We start from the raw sequence: 18,491 nt of genomic DNA, 5'->3' as shown, positions 1-18,491 counted from the left end.
CCCTTTCGGTTCGCCCTTTCGGTTCGCCCTTTCGGTTCGCCCTTTCGGTTCGCCCTTTCCCAATCACCCCGCCTCCATCCCCCACCCTTGCCCCTAAACTAAATTCCATAGTCATCCATCGCGCCCCGCTCGGACCACGGGGCCCGCGCCCTCCAGAGGACCCGCATGACCACTCAGAGTCAGGTTATGTCCGCCGCGGATGCGGCGAGCTTCATTCCGCGCCATATCGGACCGTCGCCGGCCGACGTGCGCGCGATGCTCGATCTGCTCGGCTACGACACCCTCGACGCGTTGATCGACGCGACCGTCCCGTCGGGCATTCGACTCGACCGGCCGCTGGCGATTCACCGCGCGATGACCGAGCACGAAGCGCTCGCGAACCTGCGCACCATCGCCCAGCGCAATCAGATCTACCGATCGTACCTCGGCCTCGGCTATTACGACACGGTGACGCCGCCGGTGATTCAGCGGAACGTGCTCGAGAACCCCGGCTGGTATACGGCGTACACGCCGTATCAGGCGGAGATTGCGCAGGGACGCCTCGAAGCGCTGCTCAACTTCCAGACCGTGGTCATGGATCTGACCGGCCTCGAGATCGCGAACGCGTCGCTGCTCGACGAGGGCACCGCCGCGGCTGAAGCGATGGCGATGTCGTATGCCGTGCGCGGCAAGCCGGGGAAGGAGACGTACTTCGTCTCGGACGAGTGCCATCCGCAGACCATCGAGGTCGTGAAGACGCGCGCCCACGCGCGCGGCGTCGACGTCGTCGTGGGCGACTGGCGCGAAGCCGCGCTCAACGACGACGTGTTCGGCGTGCTGCTGCAGTATCCCGCGACCGACGGCGCGGTGCACGACTACCGCCAATTCTGCGACCGCGCGCATGCGGTGCAGGCGATGGTGACGGTCGCGACCGATCTCATGAGTCTCGTGCTGCTCTCGCCGCCCGGCGAATGGGGCGCGGACGTGGCCGTCGGCAATTCACAGCGGTTCGGCGTCCCGCTCGGCTACGGTGGTCCGCATGCCGCGTTCTTCGCGACGAAAGATGAGTTCAAGCGCCAGCTGCCTGGACGCATCATCGGCGTATCGCGCGACGCCGACGGCAAGCCGGCGCTCCGCATGGCGCTGCAGACGCGTGAACAGCACATTCGGCGCGAGAAGGCAACGAGCAACGTGTGCACGGCGCAGGTGCTGCTCGCGGTGATCGCGGGCATGTACGCCGTGTATCATGGGCCCGAGCGCCTGCGCGCGATCGCGACGCGGATTCATACGCACGCCGCGACGCTTGCCGCCGGCATCGAGCAGATGGGATACTCGCTGGCGCACGACGACTACTTCGACACGATCTCCGTGGAGCTTGGCCATCAGCCGGCGACCGACATCATCGGTGCCGCGCGCGCGAAGCGGATCAACCTCCGTGCGTCGGGCAAGTCGTGCGTCGTCGTCGCGCTCGACGAAACGACGACCGCCGCAGACGTCGACGATCTGCTCGAGATCTTCGCGACGGGGCATGGCGCGCCGCCGACGGTCGAATCGCTCCAGGAGAAGGTGGATCCGCGCTACGACGAGCGCTTCATGCGCACGTCGCCGTTCCTCACGCATCCGACGTTCAACAGCTATCACTCCGAGACCGAGATGCTGCGCTACATGCATCGTCTCCAGTCAAAGGATCTCTCGCTGACGACGTCGATGATTCCGCTCGGCTCGTGCACGATGAAGCTGAACGCGACGGCGGAGATGTATCCCGTCACGTGGCCCGAGTTCGGGAAGATCCATCCGTTCGCGCCGGTCGAGCAGGCGAAGGGCTATCGCGAGATGTTCGATCGTCTCGAGAAAGCGCTGGCCGAGATCACGGGGTTCGCCGCGGTGTCGCTGCAGCCGAACGCGGGCTCGCAGGGCGAGTATGCCGGCTTGATGGTGATTCGCCAGTATCACGAATCACGTAACGATGCCAAGCGCAACGTGTGCCTGATTCCGCAGTCCGCGCACGGCACGAACCCGGCGAGCGCGGTGATGGCGGGCATGAAAGTCGTCGTCGTGAAGAACACCGAGGCCGGCGACATCGACATGGCCGACCTCGAGGCGAAGGCGAAGGAGCATGCCGAGACACTCGCGGCGTTGATGGTGACGTATCCGTCGACGTACGGTGTGTTCGACGAGACGATCGTCGAGGTCTGCAAGATCGTGCATCGGTATGGCGGCCAGGTGTATCTCGACGGCGCGAACATGAACGCGATGGTCGGCCTGGCGCGTCCGGGCGACATCGGCGCGGACGTGTGCCATCTGAATCTGCACAAGACGTTCTGCATTCCGCACGGCGGCGGCGGCCCGGGCATGGGTCCGATCGGCGTCGCGAAGCATCTCGTGGATTTCCTGCCGACGAATCCGGTCGTGAAGACCGGCGGCGCGCAGTCGCACGCCGTCATCTCGGCGGCGCCGTGGGGCAGCTCGAGCATTCTGCCGATCTCGATGATGTACATCGACATGATGGGCGGCGAGGGCCTGACGGAGGCGACGAAGATCGCGATCCTCAACGCGAACTACATCGCGAAGCGGCTCTCGGCGCACTATCCGGTGCTGTACAGCGGCAAGCGGGGGACGGTGGCGCACGAGTGCATCGTCGATCCGCGGCCGCTCAAGAAGTCGGCCGACGTGGAGGTGGAGGACATCGCCAAGCGGCTGATGGACTATGGCTTCCACGCGCCGACGGTGTCGTTCCCGGTGGCGGGCACCTTGATGATCGAGCCGACGGAGAGCGAGTCGAAGGCCGAGCTGGACCGCTTCTGCGACGCGCTGATCTCGATCCGCGAGGAAATCAGAGAAATTGAATTAGGAATCGCTGATCGCCAGGACAACCCGCTCAAGCATGCGCCGCATCCATTGCTGCGCGTGGCGGCCGACAAGTGGGAGCATGCCTACGGCCGCGAGCGCGCGGCATTCCCGGTGGCCTGGACGCGGGAGCACAAGTTCTGGCCCGCGGTCGGCCGCGTGGAGTCGGCGTACGGCGACCGGAATCTGGTGTGCTCGTGTCTGCCGACGGACGCGTACGCGGAGGCGGTGGCTGAGCGCTGAGCGCTACTGCCCCAAATGCGCCCCATACGCATCAGCATTCATCAGCCCGGCCTTCTCGGCCGCATCCTTCAGGCGAATCTTCACCATCCACCCGTCGCCGTACGGCGACGAGTTGACGAGCGCCGGTTCCTTGTCGAGCCGATCATTCACGGCGACGATCTCGCCGGCGACCGGCGAATACAGTTCCGACACGGCCTTCACCGCTTCGACGGTGCCGAACACGTCGTGCTTGCTGAACGAGGCGCCGACTTTCGGCAGCTCGATGAACACGATGTCGCCCAGCTCGCCCTGCGCGTAGTCGGTGATCCCGACCGCGAACACGTTCGCGTCGTCGGTCGGCTTCAGGTACTCGTGCTCTTCAGTGAACAGTAAGTCTTTCGGAATTTCGGACACGACGTGGCGCTCCTCAGTCGGTGATCGGACGAGCGCGGAGTCTACGTGTCCGGCGCTTACGGCGCAACCGCCGCCGGACGCTCGTTCTGCGCCTCGCTCATCAGCTCCGCCCAGACGTCCTGGACGCGTCGCTCGAGCTGCGTGAGGGTGCCGTCGTTGTCGATCACGAAGTCGGCGCGCGCGCGCTTCAACTCGGCCGGCATCTGCGCGGCGATCATGTCCATCGCTTCGGTCTCGCGCAGGCCGCGGTCCTTGACGAGACGCTCCAGGCGAATCGCGCGGTGCGAATCGACCAGAATGATGCGATCGAAGCGATCCGTCATGTGCCGCTCGAACAACAGCGGAATGTCACACACCACGATGCGATCGCCCCGCTTGCGGGCCTGGTCGACCAGCCGGCCGCGCAGCCGCTCGACTTCGGGATGGACAATCTGATTAAGTTCTTCGAGCTGTTCGTGGTCGGCGAAGACGACGCGTCTGAGCGCCGCGCGATCGAGATGGCCGTCCGGGGCAAGGACGTCGTTGCCCCAGCGGGCGACTATTTTGTCGAACGCCGCGGTGCCCAGCTCGACGGCCCGCCGCGCGAGCACGTCGGCGTCGATGATCGTGGCGCCGCGCTCGGATAGCAACTGCGCCACCGTGGATTTACCGCTGCCGATGTTGCCCGTGAGTCCTACCAGGAGCATTGGGGATTCCTCGGTTGGCTAGCTGGGGCACGCTGCGGCAAGCCCCAACCTACGGAAGCGTTTAGAGAGCGTCAACGCCAAACAGGAGCGGTCGTGGTCGGCACTGATGAGTCGGTTGACAAACATCCGTCGAGCGAAGAGTTCCGCGAACTGGTGCGCCGACAGCTCGAGCTCCTCGGCGAGGATCCCGATCGCGAAGGGCTGTTGCAGACCCCGCACCGCGTCGCCACGTCGCTCGCCTGGTTGACGCGGGGCTACGAGATGGACGTCAATCACGTCGTCGGCGAAGCGCTGTTCGACGCCGAGGGCGCCAGCAACATGGTCATGGTGCGCGACATCGAGTTGTACAGCCTCTGCGAGCATCACATGCTGCCGTTCTACGGCAAGGCGCACATCGCGTACATCCCCAACGGCAAGATCGTGGGACTCTCGAAGCTGCCGCGCATCGTCGAGGTGTTCGCGCGGCGCCTGCAGGTGCAGGAGCGCCTCACGGAACAGATCGCGACCGCGCTCGACGACGTGCTGTCACCCATGGGCGTAGGCGTGGTGATCGAGGCCTACCACCTGTGCATGATGATGCGCGGGGTCGAGAAGCAGAATTCCAAGACCCTGACCAGTGCCGTTCGCGGCCTCTTCCGGTCGGATCAGCGGACGCGCGAAGAATTCCTTACGCTGGCCTACGCGCCGCGTCAACCATAAACCATTATTTGACAACAAGTTATACAGCAGCGGCCCCGCGACCCCCTCGCGGGGCCGCGTTGCGTTCCACCAAAGGGTGACCAAGGTTACAGACTGAGCAGTACTAGTTACGTAGTGATATGTTGTGCCGTCTACGTAACAGAAGGATGCCCATGTTTCCTGCTGAGCCCAATCGTCGAACCGCGATCCGTTCGCGCCTGCCTGCTCGCCGTGGCTTCACGGTCCTCGAGCTGGCGGTCGTCATGTTCGTCACTGTGCTCGTCGGCGGACTGTCCTTGGGCCGCATCCACGACATCATGAATCAACAGCGCGTCTACCGTGCCTCGGCCGTGATTCGCACGAACGTCGAAGCCGCGTTCGCGCTGGCCGCGCGAAATCGCCGGCCCATTCGTATGAGCTGGGACGCGAGCAAGTCGCAATTCAACGTCACCGACCGCGCCGGGACCACGGTGTTTCGTCACGTGAGTCTCGGTCTCGATCCGTATGGTCTGCCGAGTGGAGCGGTCGCGTTCTCGGAAACGCCGATCGAAGTGTTCTCCAACGGCCTGGCGAGCGACACGCTCGTGATCACTCTCTCGGCGAACGGCACGACGCGCACGATCCGCGTCTCGCGCGCCGGACTGGTACAGTCGCAATGAAGCAGACCAGGGAAGGCTTTTCGCTCATCGAGATCATGGTCGCGCTGACCATTCTCTCGCTCGTGCTCGTGTCCCTTGCCCGGCTCGCGACCATCGTCGCGATCCGCGGCCGCGACAACGACACCTATGCCAAGCGCTCCGCCGCGCTTCTCCAGGAAGCCAACAAGTTCGGGTCGATGCCGTTCGCGAGTCTCGCGAACTTTCCGACGAGCGACAAGTCGTTCACGAGCGGCGACTTCTCGTACACGCGGAAGCTCACGATCACGAACGTCAACGCGCAGCGCTACACGATCAAAATCGTCGTCGCGCCGACGAACACGGCGATCGCCAAGGACTCGGTCATCATCGATCGCACCGCGCCCGCGACGTCGAGCGTCCTCTGCAAGGGATGTTGATGATGACGCGCACGTCGACCACTCGCCCCCCCGCACGCAGCGGCTTCACGCTCATCGAAGTCGTGATCGCGCTGACGATCCTCGGGATCATCGGCGTGGCGGCCACCAAGCTGCTGACGGCCCAGTCGCGCTTCTACGACAAGCAGACGAACCTGCGCAACGCGCGCACCATCGCGCGCAGTTCGATGAATCTCATTCTCTCCGATCTCCGCATGGTGCAGGATTCCGGCGGCGTCGATTCGGCGACGGTCGACGGGCGATTGATGCGCGTGGTCGTGCCGTATCGCTTCGGCCTCGTATGCGGCACCAACGGCTCCGTCACGACGGTGAGCATGCTGCCGAACGATTCGGCGACGAACGCCATGTCGGTCTACGCGGGGTTTGCGTTTCGCGATCCGACCAGCGGTCGCTACGTGACGGTGACGCCGGCGAATCCCACGGGCTCGGATCAACCGGTGGCGTCGGTGTCGCCGAACACCTGCACGGGCAGTGGCGGCGGTCAGGCACAGATTCGCACGTTGTCGGTCAATGGGCGCTCAGGCGCGATTCTCGACCTGAAGGCTCCCGGACCGACCGGCGCGGCGGCGACGGCGCCGGTATTCCTCTGGCAGCGCATCACCTATTCGTTCAAGGCGTCCGGTGCGTTTCCCGGATATCTCGGCCTGTATCGCAACGTGCAGGGTGGAACCAACGAGGAGTTGCTCGCGCCGTTCGATTCGACCGCGCGCTTTCGCTACTACGTCGCGGGCGACGATACGTCGCGGACGACGGTGCCGTCGGTCGATCAGATCCGCGGCGTCGATCTCGTGCTCAATTCCTTGAGTCCCCGCGCGACCTCCGACAATGCCGCCTCGCATGCGCCGTCCAAAATGGTGACGTCGGTGTTCTTCAAGAACGTGCGTGCGTACTAATAGGAGTTTTCTTATGACCCGACTCAAGAACCGGGACGGCTTCGCGCTGCCGATGTCCATCCTGATCATCGCGGTGCTGACGGCCGCCGTCGCCGCGTCGTTCTCATCGACGACCGCGGAATATCTGACCAATCGCGCCGAGCGCGGCACCAATCGCGCTTATCATCTCGCGGAAACAGGGCTCGAGCAGTTCATGGTCATGCGCGGCACGACCGGTTGGTGCCTGCACTGTGGCGACCCGATCGCGGTCGATTCCGAATGGACGCGCGTCACGCTGCCGGGCGGGTATGCCGACGTCGTTGCCGTGAAGGTCCGCCCCGCGATCGATTCGACGACGCCGGCGTTGTTCTTCATTCGCTCCAAGGGCGTGGACACGTCGGTGCAGATTGGCGGCGCGGGGAACGGCACGTCCGCCGAGCACACGGTTGGCGTCTACGCCAAGTGGACCACGGCGACGATGAAGGTCACGGCTGCGTGGGTCAGCCTGTCGGGTCTCGTGAAGAATGGAACGGGCACGATCGACGGCACCGACTTTTGCGGGCAGGCGCCTTCGGTTGCCGGCGCGCAAGTCGACAAGGGCGATCTCATCGTCAACGGCGGCGCGTCGGTCTTCGACGGAAGCCCGCCGGTCGATACCAGCCAGACGTTCACGCAGCTCAAGACGAACACGCCCATCGACTGGGACGGCATCATCAATCAGAACTCGATGCCGGCGGACATCACGATTCCCGGACAAGCGTTCCCCTCCGCGGCGACGTTCGCGGCGGACACCAATTACTGGCCGGTCATTCGCATTCACACGAACGGATACAGTCTGCCCAACCAAGGGCGGGGCATCATCATCGCCGACAGCGACTTCGCGATCAGCGGCAGCAACATGTGGGCGGGCATCGTGCTCGTTGGCGGCACGCTCACGTCGAACGGCAACAACACCACGTACGGCGCGACGCTCAGCGGCTTGAACTTCCTGCTCGGCGGCACGCCGTCGCCCAGCAAGGTGGACGACTCCGACGCCAACGGCCAGAAGACGTACGTCTACGACTCGTGCTCCGTCTCGAAGGCGTCGTCGCGGCTGCGAAAGTACATCACGATCCCGAACTCGTGGAGCGACAACCTGGCGTCCTGGTAGACGCCGGGGCTCAGCGCGGAAGCCCGCCGAGCGCCACGCGAACGGCCTCGGCGTCGCGTGACGCGCCGAGGGCATCAAATAACTCTAATGCCCGCTCGAGCCAGCGCCGCGACTGGGTCGTGTCGCCGCGATCGGCCCACGCGAGCCCGAGATCGAGCGACGATTCGGCCTCGAGCAGCTTGCCCTGCGTGCGCTTGGCCAGGCGCACCGCTTCGTGCAGCGCGCGCTCCGCTTCTTCGTAGCGGCCCGAGAGACGGAGTGCGCGCCCCTTCCATCGTAGCGCTTCGCCGCGGCCCGCTTCGTCTCCAAGCTCCGAGAAGATCGACAGTCCCAGGTCGGCGCTCGCGATCGCTTCCTCGTAGCGCTCGCGTCCGCAGTGCAGCTCCGTGCGGTTCATGAGGACGTGGCCGATCGACTGGCGGTCGCCGAACGACTCGAGCAGCTGAAGACAGCGATTGTACGCGTCCTCGGCATCGTCCCAGCGGCCTTCGTCGGCGTTGAGCATGCCGAGGTTGTGAAGCGCCATCGCTTCGCCGCGGGTGTAGCCGGACTGCTGAGACATCGCTCGGCTGCGCGCGTAGTAGCTGCGCGCCGCGTCGAGATTGCCCTCGATGTTCTCGATGGCGCCGAGGTTGAGCAACACGCGGCCGCGCTGCACGTCGTCGCCGGCGAGCTCCAGCGCGATGGCGTAGCACGCCTTGGCTTGCGTGTACTCGCCGCGCGCGTGGTGGACGACGCCCAATCCGTTCTCGACGCGCGCCCTCAGTTCCTTGAGGCCATGCTGTAGCGCGATGGCGCGCGCCGCCTCGTACTCGCGCGCCGCGTCGTCGAAATGGGCCTGGCGCCAGTTGACGCGGCCGAGATGAAAGTGTGCGTCGGCGACCACGGAGGGATCGTGGTCGCCCAGCGCCGACGTATATGCAGCGGAGGCCTCGAGAAACTCTCCGGCGAGTTCCGAGGCCTCCCCTGCGACGATCGCGTCGCGACTCCCCATTCAGGCGGTCCGATCAGACGTCAAGAAGGTATCCGGAGAAGTGATCCAGCGGCGCGGCGATCGTATGCCACCACGTGGAAAAGGTCGCCTGGATGTGCTCCTGAAGTCCATCCACCTCGTCGAGATAAATCACGTTCGGCACCGTTCCGCAGCTCGACGCGTCGAGCACGAGCCCCGCGGGCTTCCGGAACTGCAGGCCCTGCGGATAGAAGTCGATGCGTAACGTATTGCCCGCCGGCACGACGCCACTCACCGTGACGTTGCTGTCGAGCGCACCGGGCGGAATGATGAGGCGATGCGGGCCGACGTTGAGCGTGCCGCCGCTCGGTCCGATGATGGCGGAGCCCTGAAGCGGCGCGTCGACGTTACACGCCAGCGGTTGTTGATTCGATGAAGAACTGTTCTGCGCCTCGCCCACTGAACCGGGCACCGGCGTTCCGTCATGCCAGTCGCCGCCGTACGCGTGCGACGCGGTGGCGGTCGTGATCGCGCGCGGAGCAGTCGAGTCCGTACTACTGCATGCGGCGAGCGTGATCGCCGTGCAGGCCAGGATGAGGCGGCGTCGCTTCATGTGTGAGAAACCTCGGCTCGTAGATGAAGGGTATCAGACCGCGAGCGCGAGCTTGCGCTTGCCGATCCGGGTGGTTGGAGTTTGCTCGCGGTTCACACTCGTTTGACGAAGCATGGCGCGAATCACGTACGCCGCACCGCCCCGCGCGCGAATCTCGTGCGGGGCTGCGTGCAAATACCGCTGGCACGTGTTGCGGAACGCACTTCCCGAAGGAAAGTCCAGCGCCGCGGCGATCCGATCCGCGCTCCGATGGCGATCTTCGAGCAAATGCGCGGCCACGATGAGGCGTCCCCACGTCAGCAAGCGCTGCGGCGGCGGAAAGCCCGCCGACGCAAGCCGCTGCGAGACCGTACGTCGGGGCAGTGCGAGCAAGCGCGCCAACTCTTCCGGCGCCAGGCGCTCGTGTGCGCGGGTGACCGAGAGCAGCGCGGCGTCCCGTACCGTGGAGTCGACGCCGCTGAGCGATTGCGCGACCACCGAGCTCAGGCTGCGCGATTCGGCCTGTTCGACGAGTGCGAGGAGTGCGCGCGGCGAGTCGTCCTGATCGACGATGACGAGTCCGCTCATGCCCTGCCGGCCGGCGTCGAAGAGGTCGTGGGCGCGCTCGGGGGAATACGAGACGTAGGCGATGAGCGTGAGCCGCGGCAGCCGCTGCTTGAGCTGGCGAATGTGCTCGAAGTTCGCCTGCCCGTGTGCGAACAGGTCGATGACGGCCAGACGAACCGCCTGCCGTTCGCACGCTTGCATGAGAGTTTCCCAATCATCGCATGCCACGACCTCGTGACGGTCGCGGATGGCCGTTCGGAGCCGTTTGACTTGTGTTGCGTTAGGCAGGAGCGTCGCAATGACTCCCATGAAACCTCGGTCGACGACCGCGAGAAAGTGTAGCGTCTCCTTACAGGGACTTTATTCGCGCTCGGTTGTCACGTGCAAGGCGCAAGACCGCAGAATATGACGCTTTCTGCCGAACCTGTGATGATCAGTGTCACACGTCCGCATAGCCTCTGAGGCCATGTTGTCGTCCTTAAGTAAGCAGCCAGGCCAGAGGATTTCATGGGTCGCAATCATTTCGCAAGACACATCCCACGCGGTGGTATAGTGGCGCGTCGCACGGGCTTTACGCTCGCCGAGATCATGGTGGTGGTCGTGATCTCGGGAATGATGATCGCGATCGCGATCCCGCGGATCGACACGACGAAGATCAAGGCGGACGCCATCGCAACCATCGTGCGCACTACGCTGCAATATGCGGAGCGCCAGGCGATCACGCGACAGCATGATATGGTCGTGAGCTTCGACACGACGGGCGAGAAGATCCGCACGTTCTGGGACATCAACAATGACGGCAGCTTCGAGAACACTGAACGGGTGAGCCTTCGCGGGCTCGACGTCGGTGTGTTGTTCACCGATCCGTCGGTGAGCGGCATTACCGGATCCCAGATCACGAACCCGGTGTCCGGCTCGAACATCAGGTCGCTGAACAACTGGCCGACGATCACGTTTCACCGCGACGGCTCGGCGAGCACGGATGCCGAGATCTACATCAAGGTCGCGGGACATGGACCGCCGTGGTATCGCGCGGTGCGCGTCACGCAATCCACCGGGCGCGTGGACTGGTACCGACTGAACACCTCCACTAACGCCTGGGCGCAGGCCAACCAATGACGACTCGTCCGAATTCGTCCGGCATGCCTACGCGCATGCGTGCACGCGCCGGTCTGTCGCTGGTCGAGGTCATCGTGGCGCTCGCCATTCTCGGCGGCGTGCTGATGGCGCTCGGCATGTTTTCCGTGCGGTTGTCGCAGTCGACGTCGTCGTCGCGCATTCGCATCGAGGCGGCGCAGCTGGCCGCGGATCGACTCGAGGCGGTGAAGAGCGCACCGCGCTACACCGCGATCGAAAGCTTGTACGTCGCGACCGAAGCGGTTGTCGGCGGACACCCCGGATTCTCGCGGCAGACGTGGGTATCGCGCGTCGGCGGTGCCGCTTCCGATACCATCGACTACAAGATCGTCACCGTGCAAGTCGCCAACTCGCAGCTGACCGGCAACGTGCGCAAGACGACGGTCATCGCACCATACTGACGGAGGCACGCGTGATACCCAAGGCATCTCGGGCGCCCGCGGCGCCGCTCACCCTTCGCGCACGCCGCGGCTTTACCCTCGTCGAAATCATGCTCGCGATGACGCTGATGCTCACGCTCATCGGCCTGAGCACGCAGCTGTTCCGCAAGCAGGGCACGTTCGTGTCGGCGCAGACCGGCCGCCTCGACGCACAGCAGAATTCGCGCTTCGCGATGTCGATGCTCGAGCGCGAGCTGCGCGTGGCGGGCGTCGGTGTCGTGGATGCGCAGCCGCTGCTCGTCATGGCGAACACGCTCGGCATCACGTTCAACGCGGATCTCGTCGCGGCGGACACGGGCGATCTGGGCGCCGTGTACATCAATCCCGACGCCGACTCGGCATCGATCGACGTGTTGCGGAACAACAACAAGATCACGCTGCCCGGCACCTCGAAGCAGTATCCGGACAGCACGTACATGTCGAGTCCCGGCGTGCCGAGCAATGCGGAGACGATCTCGTATTACCTGGTGCAGGATTCGACGAGCGGGCACTCGCACGAGTACGTGCTCTGGCGGCGCGTGAACGCGACGACGCCGCGTCTCGTCGCGCGCGGCATCATCTACAACGGCGCGTCGGACACGATCTTCCACTACTTCAAGTCCGACACGCTTGGCAATCTCACGGAGATCTCGCCCGCGGCACTGCCGCTCGTTCATTCGGCGCCGATCCATGGCTCGCAGGCGGACACCGGCAAGTCGGCGCTGACGGACAGCATTCGCCAGGTACGCGCGCAATTCACGAGCGTGTTCCGCGATCCGCGCACGCCGAAGGACTCGGTGCTGCGGCGGTTGAATCTCACGATCAAGCTGAAGAACGCGGGACTCATTCATCACTCGACGTGCGGTAATCCGCCGCTCGCGGTGGCCACGGTGACGGCGGTCGTCACGGCCGCGAACGGTACCACGATTCCGCAGACGTACGTGACGGTCGGTTGGGGGAGTTCGACCGATGACGGCGCGGGCGAGAAGGATGTCGAGCGGTACGCGGTGTATCGCCGGCTGCAGGGCACGACGTCGTTCGATCAGCCCATCGGCAGCGTGCCGGCGGGCCACTCGACCTACGCGTTCCAGGATTTCGATCTGATCAGCGGTCAGAAGTGGGAGTACGCGGTATCCGCGCTGGATTGCACGCCGTCGAATTCGCCGGTGACGATCTCGTCCGCGGTCACGATTCCGTGAGGGTGAATGCCATGACTACGCATCGCAACCGATCCGGGCGCGCTCGGCGCCGCGCATTGAAGCTGTCGCTTCGCGCGCGCCGTGGTGTGGCGCTCTTCATCTCGATGTTCTTCGTCGCCGGCATCGGCGCGCTCGCACTGTCCGCCATCTATCTGACGGCGAACGCGACGCTCCTGAGCAAGACGTACGAGAAGGAAGACGATCTCAAATACATGTCCGAGGCCGCGCTGGCGATCGGCAAGGCGGAGCTCAACTTCAATCCCGCCGCGCTGCCGAACACGAGCTACGTGGCGCTCATGACGAACAAGACGCTCAAGACCGCGGACAATCAGAATGTCCCCGGCATCACGGTGAATCTGTGGGCCGGGCCGTCGGGCTCGACGAGTGGTCAGTTCGGTCGCTTTGCGAGCATCGTGGCGCAGGCGGTGGACGCGAACGGCACGAGCTTCGTGCGGCGTCTGGAGCTCACGCAGGAGAGCTTCGCGAAATTCGCCTACTGGACGAACAGCGAGAACAACGCGGCGGGCGGCACGATCGTCTTCGCCAACAACGACGCCTTGTGGGGTCCGGTGTGGTCGAACGATACGATCAACATCGCGTCGTCCGGCGCGAACTTCCACGACGACGTCGGCACGGCGGCTCCGCTCATCGTCGGCGCCAGCTACGGCACCTTCGCCAAAGGCTACCAGGTCAAGCAGAAGAAGATCAGCCTGCCGACGCTCACGACGTTGAGCAGTCTGTCACCGCTCGCGACCGCGAGCGGCTACAACTTCACGACGGCGTACACGGGCGATGCATCGGGCGTGTTGATGCGCATCGAGTTCCTGTCGATCGACTTGAACGGCGACCACGATTCGACGGACACGGACGAAGGTTTCTTCCGCGTTTACAAGGCGACGAGCAACAACGACTGGCTGCGAGCCGACTGGCCCGGTACGGAGACCGCGCTGCCCGATCCGACGAAACTGATCAATTGCGGCGACTGGCATGCGGTCGCTGGATCGGCGGACCTCAAGTTCTTCCCCTTCTCGGTGCACGTGCACGCGGTTGACGGGCACGGCAACACGATCAACAACTGGTTCGATACGGTGACCGCGGGCGGCATGAACGGCGGTGTGAATCCGGCGAACGTTACCTCCGCGCATGCCGAAGGCGACTCGCTCACGGCGAGCGACGACAAGCTCACGGGCATTCTCAAGCATGCGAATGCGCGCTGCTACCTTGGTGGCGATCCCCACCTCGTGGCCGTCGCGCGTACGACCGGCCTCGGGTACACCGTGGACAAGATTCACAAGGGCGGCGACGACACGACGTTCACCGCGACCGATCAGTATGGCGCGTGGCAGACGTGGGGTGGCAGCGTTCCGGCACCGATTACAGCGTTGCACCGACCCGACGCGAGCTACTTGTATCCGTTGTATCGCGGGTACAACACCAATACGAAGGGTGTGATCTACGTGAGCGGCACCGTCGGCATCAGCGGCGTGCTGCGCGGCGACATCACGCTCTATACGCCGCACTCGGTCGTGTACCTGGACGATGTGCGCTACGCGAACGATCCGGCGAATGGCGTGTGCATCGACATTCTCGGAACGATCTCCGGCGAGAACAGTTACGTGGCGTACAACTCGATCAACTCGCCGCCGCCGATCAAGGTCTCGAGCACGCCGAATCAATACCGCAGCTTCGACGATACGCCGAGTCTGGATTTGCACGACGTAGTGATGGCGCTGGGAACGTCGTTCTCGGTGGAGCACTACGACCAGGGTCCGCAATCCGCGATCACGTGCGGCACGACCACGTCGGGCCGCGGCTGCTTGAACCTCACGGGCGGCTTGATTCAGAACAATCGCGGCGCGGTCGGATTGACGAGCGGCGAAGGTTACATCAAGCGATACAGCTACGACCGCTGCGCGGTGTCGAATCCGCCGCCGTATTTCCCGACGACCGGGCGGTTCCTGGACAATCGGTACTACGAGTACGATCCGGTGAAGTTCAATGTGACTTCACTGTTTAAGAGTTTGGTACCGCACTGATTCAGCGCTGCGCGCGGTGCGGCCGCTACGCGATGGTGTGGCCGCGCAGCGCGCGTGGCCTCACCGCCGCGCGCTACAACAGCCGAACCTGATCTTCATCTCGACGCGGCACCGAATGGCATGCGCGGCACCGCGCCTCGTACGACTCCGTGCTCCCGACCATGATCGTCGGTGAGTCGTACCGTGCGGGCTTGCCGCCAATCAACCGCTGATTCCGACTCGCCGGATTGCCGCAGATCACGCAGATCGCGTGCAGCTTGTCCACGACCTCGGCGACCGCGAGCAACTGCGGCATTGGGCCAAACGGCTCGCCGCGAAAATCATTGTCGGTGCCGGCGACGATCACGCGCACCCCCTTGTTCGCGAGAGACGTCACCAGCGGCACGATCGAATCGTCGAGGAATTGCGCCTCGTCGATCGCGACGACCTGTGTGTCGGGCAGGAGGGCCTGCGCGATCTGCTCCGGTGTATCGATGGGAATCGCCTCGACGGTGCGGCCGTCGTGGCTCGACACGTGATAGATGCCCGAATACCGCTCGTCCAGGTGCGACTTGAACACCTGCACGCGCTTGCGCGCGATGATCGCGCGGCGCACGCGACGAATGAGCTCTTCGCTCTTGCCGCTGAACATCACGCCGCAGATCACCTCGATCCAGCCCGCGCTCGCGCCGGCGAAGTAGCCGTCGGAGATCATTTCGGCGGGCGGCGGGATGACGGTGATGAACGATCCGAACGCTCGCGACGCGGACCACCCCGTGCGTCACCGCGCGCGTCACCGCGCGCGTCACCGCGCGCGTCACCGCGACCGCCTCCGCCGCGCGGCCCACGTGCATCGCCACCGCCGCGCGGACCACGCGGGCCACGAGAATCGCGAGAATCGCGAGAATCACCACCGTCACGGCCGCGGCCCGACGGGCGACGCTCGTCACGCCCACGCGACTCGCGTCTTCCTTCGCCGGACGGCTGCTTGTCGAGCCGCACCACCGCGCGACGCCCCTTGATCTCCGTGCCGTTCACTTTCTCGATGACCGTCTCGGCAACGGTGGCCGAGATCTCGACGACCGAGTGCGACTCGCGCACGTCGACGCGGCCGATCTCGCCGCTGCTCACGCCGCCCTGATTCGCGATCGCGCCCACGAGATCGCTCGCGCGAACGCCGTCCCGGCTTCCGACGCCGACGAACAGTTTCGCCATCGACCCCGGATCGCGCTGCGAGACAGGGACCGCGGCAAGCGCGGAACGATGCGCATGACGCTCGCGCTCGAGCATCTGGAGCAGCGCCGCCGCGATCTCGATCCCATCATAATCCTCGAGCAGCGGCTCGAGCGACAGGAGCTCGCGCCCGAAGTGCGCGTCGTCGAGCACGCGACGAACGTCGACGCGTACGCGCGCATCGTCGTTGCGCGCGCGTTCGCCGGATTGCGCCAGGGTCAGCGGCTTGACGTTCCCGCCCGCGGCGAGCGCGCGCAGGCTGGCGAGCTGTCGCGGCTGCACGAGCGCGATGGTTCGTTTCGCGGCGCCGGCGGCCTCGCGCAGCTCCTCGCGCGACGCAGGCAGATCGAACAGAATCGCGAGCTCGATGCCCGGCGACGCCGCTCGCCCCACGTGAACGCTCTCGTCTCCCGGGCCCGACGCGCGCAGCATGTCGCGCACTTCGCGCTCCGCATCGTTCTCGCGCACGAAAATCAACGCGGACGCCGGATCGGTTTCATCGAGGGCACGACGCAGCGCGTCGAGTCGGGCATGATACGACACCGCGACATACTCGATCGCGATGGGCGCGCTGCCCTCGGCCCCCGCTCCGGCCGAGGCGACGCGGCGCGCGCGGCGCGCATAGCGCTCGACGAGCTCCTCGACACCAGGCGTGATCTCGGACGCGACCATCGTGCGCGTTGCTTCCTTCGGCACTTCGATCATCAGGGCTTCGAGCGAGCTGGTCTCGCCGCGCGTCAACAGCTCGTCTACCCAGGCGATGCAGATCGCGCGCACGGGTTCGAGCTTGAGTGCGGCCGAACGAAGCAACGCAACGAGTGTCGACGGATCGCCGGCGAGAATCTGCGGCCGCCGCAAACGAACCAGGCGGGCGGCGCGGGGGGCCGAAGTCGCGGCGACGATTTGAATCGCGCGATCGCCGGCCAGGCGAACGGCGGCCGCTGCCGCCGCGGCCGCGGTGTCGGAATCCGGGGTGACGACGAGCAGCTGCAGCTCCGGTCGTTCCGCGTCGAGCCGTTCGATCAACGGCTCCAGGAATTGCGCCATCGACGCCCAGTCGTGCGGCATGACGTACATCGCGTTCGAGTTTCTCGACACTCCCGCCGGAGCTGTCGTGCCTTCACGTGCTTCTGAATCCACCCGTGCATCCCCCGAATCCACTGTCAAACAGTCGTCGAGCGACGGGGCTGTCGTCGTGCCCGCGCCACTCGTAAGATGTGAATTATAGCCGCCGCCCGCCCTCGTCCCCACCGCCCATCATTCATGTCGAGCTACGCTCCATCGGCCAACGTCGCCGAGCTCCGCGAGTCCGCGACGATTGCCGTGTCGGCTCGCGCCAAGGCGCTCAAGGCGATGGGACGCGCGGTCATCGACCTGGGCGCGGGCGAGCCCGATTTTCCGACGCCCGCGTACGTCATGGACGCGGCCCAGAACGCGCTCGCCGCCGGCGCGACGCGATACACGCAAGTCGAAGGCATCTTGCCGCTGCGCGAGATCATCGCCGAACGCGCGCGCGGAACCCGCCCGGGGGCATCGCTCGACACTAGCAACGTCATCGTCACCTCGGGGACGAAGCAAGCGTTGTTCAACGCATGCTTTTCACTGTTCGGCGCCGGCGATGAAGTGCTGGTCCCGACCCCTGGCTGGACGAGCTACTACGAGATGCTTGCCCTCGCCCGCGCGGTACCCGTTGCCGTGCGCGGTTCGCGCGACCGCCAGCTCAAGGTGACCGCGGACGATTTGCGCGCCGCGAGCACGGCGAAGACGCGCGGCCTCATCATGAATTCGCCGTGTAATCCAACAGGCGCCGTCTATTCGCGCCAGGAGCTCGCCGACCTTCTCGCGCTTGCCGAGGATCGCGGCTGGTGGGTGATCAGCGACGAGATCTACCGCGCGATCTCCTACGACGGCGAAGCGCCGTCGCTACTGTCGGTCGCGCCTTCGATGGACCGTCTCGTGATCGTCGACGGCGTCGCGAAGTCGTTCGCGATGACCGGGTGGCGGATTGGCTGGTCGGTGGCGCCGCGCCCATTGACGTGCAGCATGATCGCGCTGCAGTCGCACACGACGTCGAATGCCGCGACGTTGTCACAGCATGCGGCACTCGCGGCGCTGTCCGATGAGGCGTCTGCATCGCGCGCGATCGCCGCGATGGTGGCCGAATTCAGGACGCGGCGCGACTCGGCGCTGGAACTGCTCACGAACGCCAACGTCGACGTCATTCGTCCTCACGGGGCGTTCTATCTGTATATGCGCGTCCGCAACGCGGCGACAGGCGATCCGGAGCCTGGATCGACATTCGCCCGGCGCCTGCTCGAGGAGTACGAGGTCGCCGTCGTGCCGGGCATCGCATTCCATTCGCCCGAATGGATCCGCCTGGCCTATGCGGCGCCCGCGGAACAGGTGCTGGAGGGGGTGCGGCGGATCATCGCGGCGGGTATATAATAGGCCCTGTGT

17 protein-coding genes and 1 pseudogene are annotated in these 18,491 nt (G+C 65.2%); 11 read left to right on the top strand and 7 right to left on the bottom strand.

Annotation, left to right across the window (positions count from 1 at the left end; translation table 11 throughout):
* Positions 1 to 165 precede the first annotated feature (165 nt).
* The gene (gcvP, locus tag VN706_20475; GenBank protein HXT18018.1) at positions 166 to 3,069 is read left to right on the top strand and encodes an aminomethyl-transferring glycine dehydrogenase; all 2,904 of its coding nucleotides are present in this window, start codon (positions 166 to 168) and stop codon (positions 3,067 to 3,069) included.
* A 3-nt stretch (positions 3,070 to 3,072) separates the two neighbouring features.
* Here gcvP and gcvH read toward each other — a convergent pair whose 3' ends face one another.
* Entirely contained in the window at positions 3,073 to 3,462 is a 390-nt protein-coding gene (gcvH, locus tag VN706_20470; GenBank protein ID HXT18017.1) for a glycine cleavage system protein GcvH, read from the bottom strand.
* A gap of 56 nt (positions 3,463 to 3,518) precedes the next feature.
* On the bottom strand, positions 3,519 to 4,148 hold the full coding sequence (gene coaE, locus VN706_20465; GenBank protein HXT18016.1) for a dephospho-CoA kinase: 630 nt from the start codon (positions 4,146 to 4,148) through the stop codon (positions 3,519 to 3,521).
* Between the two features lie 132 nt (positions 4,149 to 4,280).
* Here coaE and folE point away from each other — a divergent pair.
* The 5 genes and pseudogenes from folE (at position 4,281) to VN706_20440 (ending at position 7,920) form a co-directional block, all read left to right on the top strand.
* A pseudogene (gene folE / locus VN706_20460) lies at positions 4,281 to 4,847 on the top strand (GTP cyclohydrolase I FolE).
* 152 nt (positions 4,848 to 4,999) lie between these two features.
* A complete protein-coding gene (locus VN706_20455) occupies positions 5,000 to 5,485 on the top strand; it encodes a hypothetical protein (protein HXT18015.1) in 486 nt (161 codons plus the stop codon).
* Positions 5,482 to 5,880 (top strand): prepilin-type N-terminal cleavage/methylation domain-containing protein, encoded by a 399-nt coding sequence (locus VN706_20450; GenBank protein HXT18014.1) that lies wholly within the window; start codon positions 5,482 to 5,484, stop codon positions 5,878 to 5,880. Before VN706_20455 ends, VN706_20450 begins: the two co-directional genes overlap by 4 nt.
* A complete protein-coding gene (locus tag VN706_20445; GenBank protein HXT18013.1) occupies positions 5,880 to 6,791 on the top strand; it encodes a prepilin-type N-terminal cleavage/methylation domain-containing protein in 912 nt (303 codons plus the stop codon). The genes VN706_20450 and VN706_20445 overlap by 1 nt, the downstream gene beginning before the upstream one ends.
* 13 nt (positions 6,792 to 6,804) lie before the next feature.
* Positions 6,805 to 7,920 (top strand): pilus assembly PilX N-terminal domain-containing protein, encoded by a 1,116-nt coding sequence (locus VN706_20440; GenBank protein HXT18012.1) that lies wholly within the window; start codon positions 6,805 to 6,807, stop codon positions 7,918 to 7,920.
* A 10-nt stretch (positions 7,921 to 7,930) separates the two neighbouring features.
* On the opposite strand, the gene VN706_20435 is transcribed toward VN706_20440, so the two are convergent.
* Genes VN706_20435 through VN706_20425 form a run of 3 tightly spaced genes read right to left on the bottom strand, consistent with a single transcriptional unit; the run spans position 7,931 to position 10,232 of the window.
* Positions 7,931 to 8,914, bottom strand: a complete 984-nt coding sequence (locus VN706_20435) for a tetratricopeptide repeat protein (GenBank protein HXT18011.1) — start codon at positions 8,912 to 8,914, stop codon at positions 7,931 to 7,933.
* 13 nt (positions 8,915 to 8,927) lie between these two features.
* On the bottom strand, positions 8,928 to 9,485 hold the full coding sequence (locus VN706_20430) for a hypothetical protein (protein ID HXT18010.1): 558 nt from the start codon (positions 9,483 to 9,485) through the stop codon (positions 8,928 to 8,930).
* 33 nt (positions 9,486 to 9,518) lie between these two features.
* Complete coding sequence (locus VN706_20425; protein HXT18009.1) at positions 9,519 to 10,232, bottom strand: helix-turn-helix domain-containing protein; 714 nt, start codon at positions 10,230 to 10,232, stop codon at positions 9,519 to 9,521.
* 351 nt (positions 10,233 to 10,583) lie between these two features.
* Here VN706_20425 and VN706_20420 point away from each other — a divergent pair, with 351 nt between their 5' ends.
* The 4 genes from VN706_20420 to VN706_20405 are packed head-to-tail and all read left to right on the top strand — an operon-like array spanning position 10,584 to position 14,822.
* Positions 10,584 to 11,150, top strand: a complete 567-nt coding sequence (locus VN706_20420) for a GspH/FimT family pseudopilin (GenBank protein ID HXT18008.1) — start codon at positions 10,584 to 10,586, stop codon at positions 11,148 to 11,150.
* Positions 11,147 to 11,569: a prepilin-type N-terminal cleavage/methylation domain-containing protein gene (locus VN706_20415; protein HXT18007.1), complete on the top strand. Its 423-nt coding sequence runs from the start codon at positions 11,147 to 11,149 to the stop codon at positions 11,567 to 11,569. Before VN706_20420 ends, VN706_20415 begins: the two co-directional genes overlap by 4 nt.
* A gap of 11 nt (positions 11,570 to 11,580) precedes the next feature.
* Positions 11,581 to 12,786: a prepilin-type N-terminal cleavage/methylation domain-containing protein gene (locus VN706_20410; GenBank protein HXT18006.1), complete on the top strand. Its 1,206-nt coding sequence runs from the start codon at positions 11,581 to 11,583 to the stop codon at positions 12,784 to 12,786.
* A gap of 11 nt (positions 12,787 to 12,797) precedes the next feature.
* Positions 12,798 to 14,822, top strand: a complete 2,025-nt coding sequence (locus tag VN706_20405) for a hypothetical protein (GenBank protein ID HXT18005.1) — start codon at positions 12,798 to 12,800, stop codon at positions 14,820 to 14,822.
* A 73-nt stretch (positions 14,823 to 14,895) separates the two neighbouring features.
* Here VN706_20405 and VN706_20400 read toward each other — a convergent pair whose 3' ends face one another.
* Together VN706_20400 and VN706_20395 are read right to left on the bottom strand one after the other, a co-directional pair.
* Entirely contained in the window at positions 14,896 to 15,516 is a 621-nt protein-coding gene (locus VN706_20400; GenBank protein ID HXT18004.1) for a thymidine kinase, read from the bottom strand.
* A complete protein-coding gene (locus VN706_20395) occupies positions 15,513 to 17,102 on the bottom strand; it encodes a DbpA RNA binding domain-containing protein (protein ID HXT18003.1) in 1,590 nt (529 codons plus the stop codon). The genes VN706_20400 and VN706_20395 overlap by 4 nt, the downstream gene beginning before the upstream one ends.
* Before the next feature lie 195 nt (positions 17,103 to 17,297).
* On the opposite strand from VN706_20395, the gene VN706_20390 reads away from it, so the two are divergent.
* Positions 17,298 to 18,479 carry a pyridoxal phosphate-dependent aminotransferase gene (locus tag VN706_20390; protein ID HXT18002.1) on the top strand — a complete coding sequence of 394 codons (1,182 nt, stop codon included), beginning with the start codon at positions 17,298 to 17,300 and terminating at the stop codon, positions 18,477 to 18,479.
* The last annotated feature ends 12 nt before the right edge of the window (positions 18,480 to 18,491 follow it).

It is taken from the genome of Gemmatimonadaceae bacterium (assembly GCA_035606695.1).
Lineage (GTDB): Bacteria > Gemmatimonadota > Gemmatimonadetes > Gemmatimonadales > Gemmatimonadaceae > JAQBQB01.
This window is presented reverse-complemented; position numbering and strand designations above follow the sequence as displayed.

Bases quoted from the DNA above. Each gene is read 5' to 3' on its own strand.
- VN706_20395 (HXT18003.1), bottom strand. From the start codon at position 17,102: ATGCCGCACGACTGGGCGTCGATGGCGCAATTCCTGGAGCCGTTGATC.
- VN706_20455 (HXT18015.1), top strand. From the start codon at position 5,000: ATGTTTCCTGCTGAGCCCAATCGTCGAACCGCGATCCGTTCGCGCCTG.
- VN706_20400 (HXT18004.1), bottom strand. From the start codon at position 15,516: ATGATCTCCGACGGCTACTTCGCCGGCGCGAGCGCGGGCTGGATCGAG.
- VN706_20435 (HXT18011.1), bottom strand. From the start codon at position 8,914: ATGGGGAGTCGCGACGCGATCGTCGCAGGGGAGGCCTCGGAACTCGCC.
- coaE (HXT18016.1), bottom strand. From the start codon at position 4,148: ATGCTCCTGGTAGGACTCACGGGCAACATCGGCAGCGGTAAATCCACG.
- VN706_20430 (HXT18010.1), bottom strand. From the start codon at position 9,485: ATGAAGCGACGCCGCCTCATCCTGGCCTGCACGGCGATCACGCTCGCC.
- VN706_20415 (HXT18007.1), top strand. From the start codon at position 11,147: ATGACGACTCGTCCGAATTCGTCCGGCATGCCTACGCGCATGCGTGCA.
- VN706_20445 (HXT18013.1), top strand. From the start codon at position 5,880: ATGATGACGCGCACGTCGACCACTCGCCCCCCCGCACGCAGCGGCTTC.
- VN706_20425 (HXT18009.1), bottom strand. From the start codon at position 10,232: ATGCAAGCGTGCGAACGGCAGGCGGTTCGTCTGGCCGTCATCGACCTG.
- VN706_20390 (HXT18002.1), top strand. From the start codon at position 17,298: ATGTCGAGCTACGCTCCATCGGCCAACGTCGCCGAGCTCCGCGAGTCC.
- gcvP (HXT18018.1), top strand. From the start codon at position 166: ATGACCACTCAGAGTCAGGTTATGTCCGCCGCGGATGCGGCGAGCTTC.
- VN706_20450 (HXT18014.1), top strand. From the start codon at position 5,482: ATGAAGCAGACCAGGGAAGGCTTTTCGCTCATCGAGATCATGGTCGCG.
- VN706_20440 (HXT18012.1), top strand. From the start codon at position 6,805: ATGACCCGACTCAAGAACCGGGACGGCTTCGCGCTGCCGATGTCCATC.
- VN706_20405 (HXT18005.1), top strand. From the start codon at position 12,798: ATGACTACGCATCGCAACCGATCCGGGCGCGCTCGGCGCCGCGCATTG.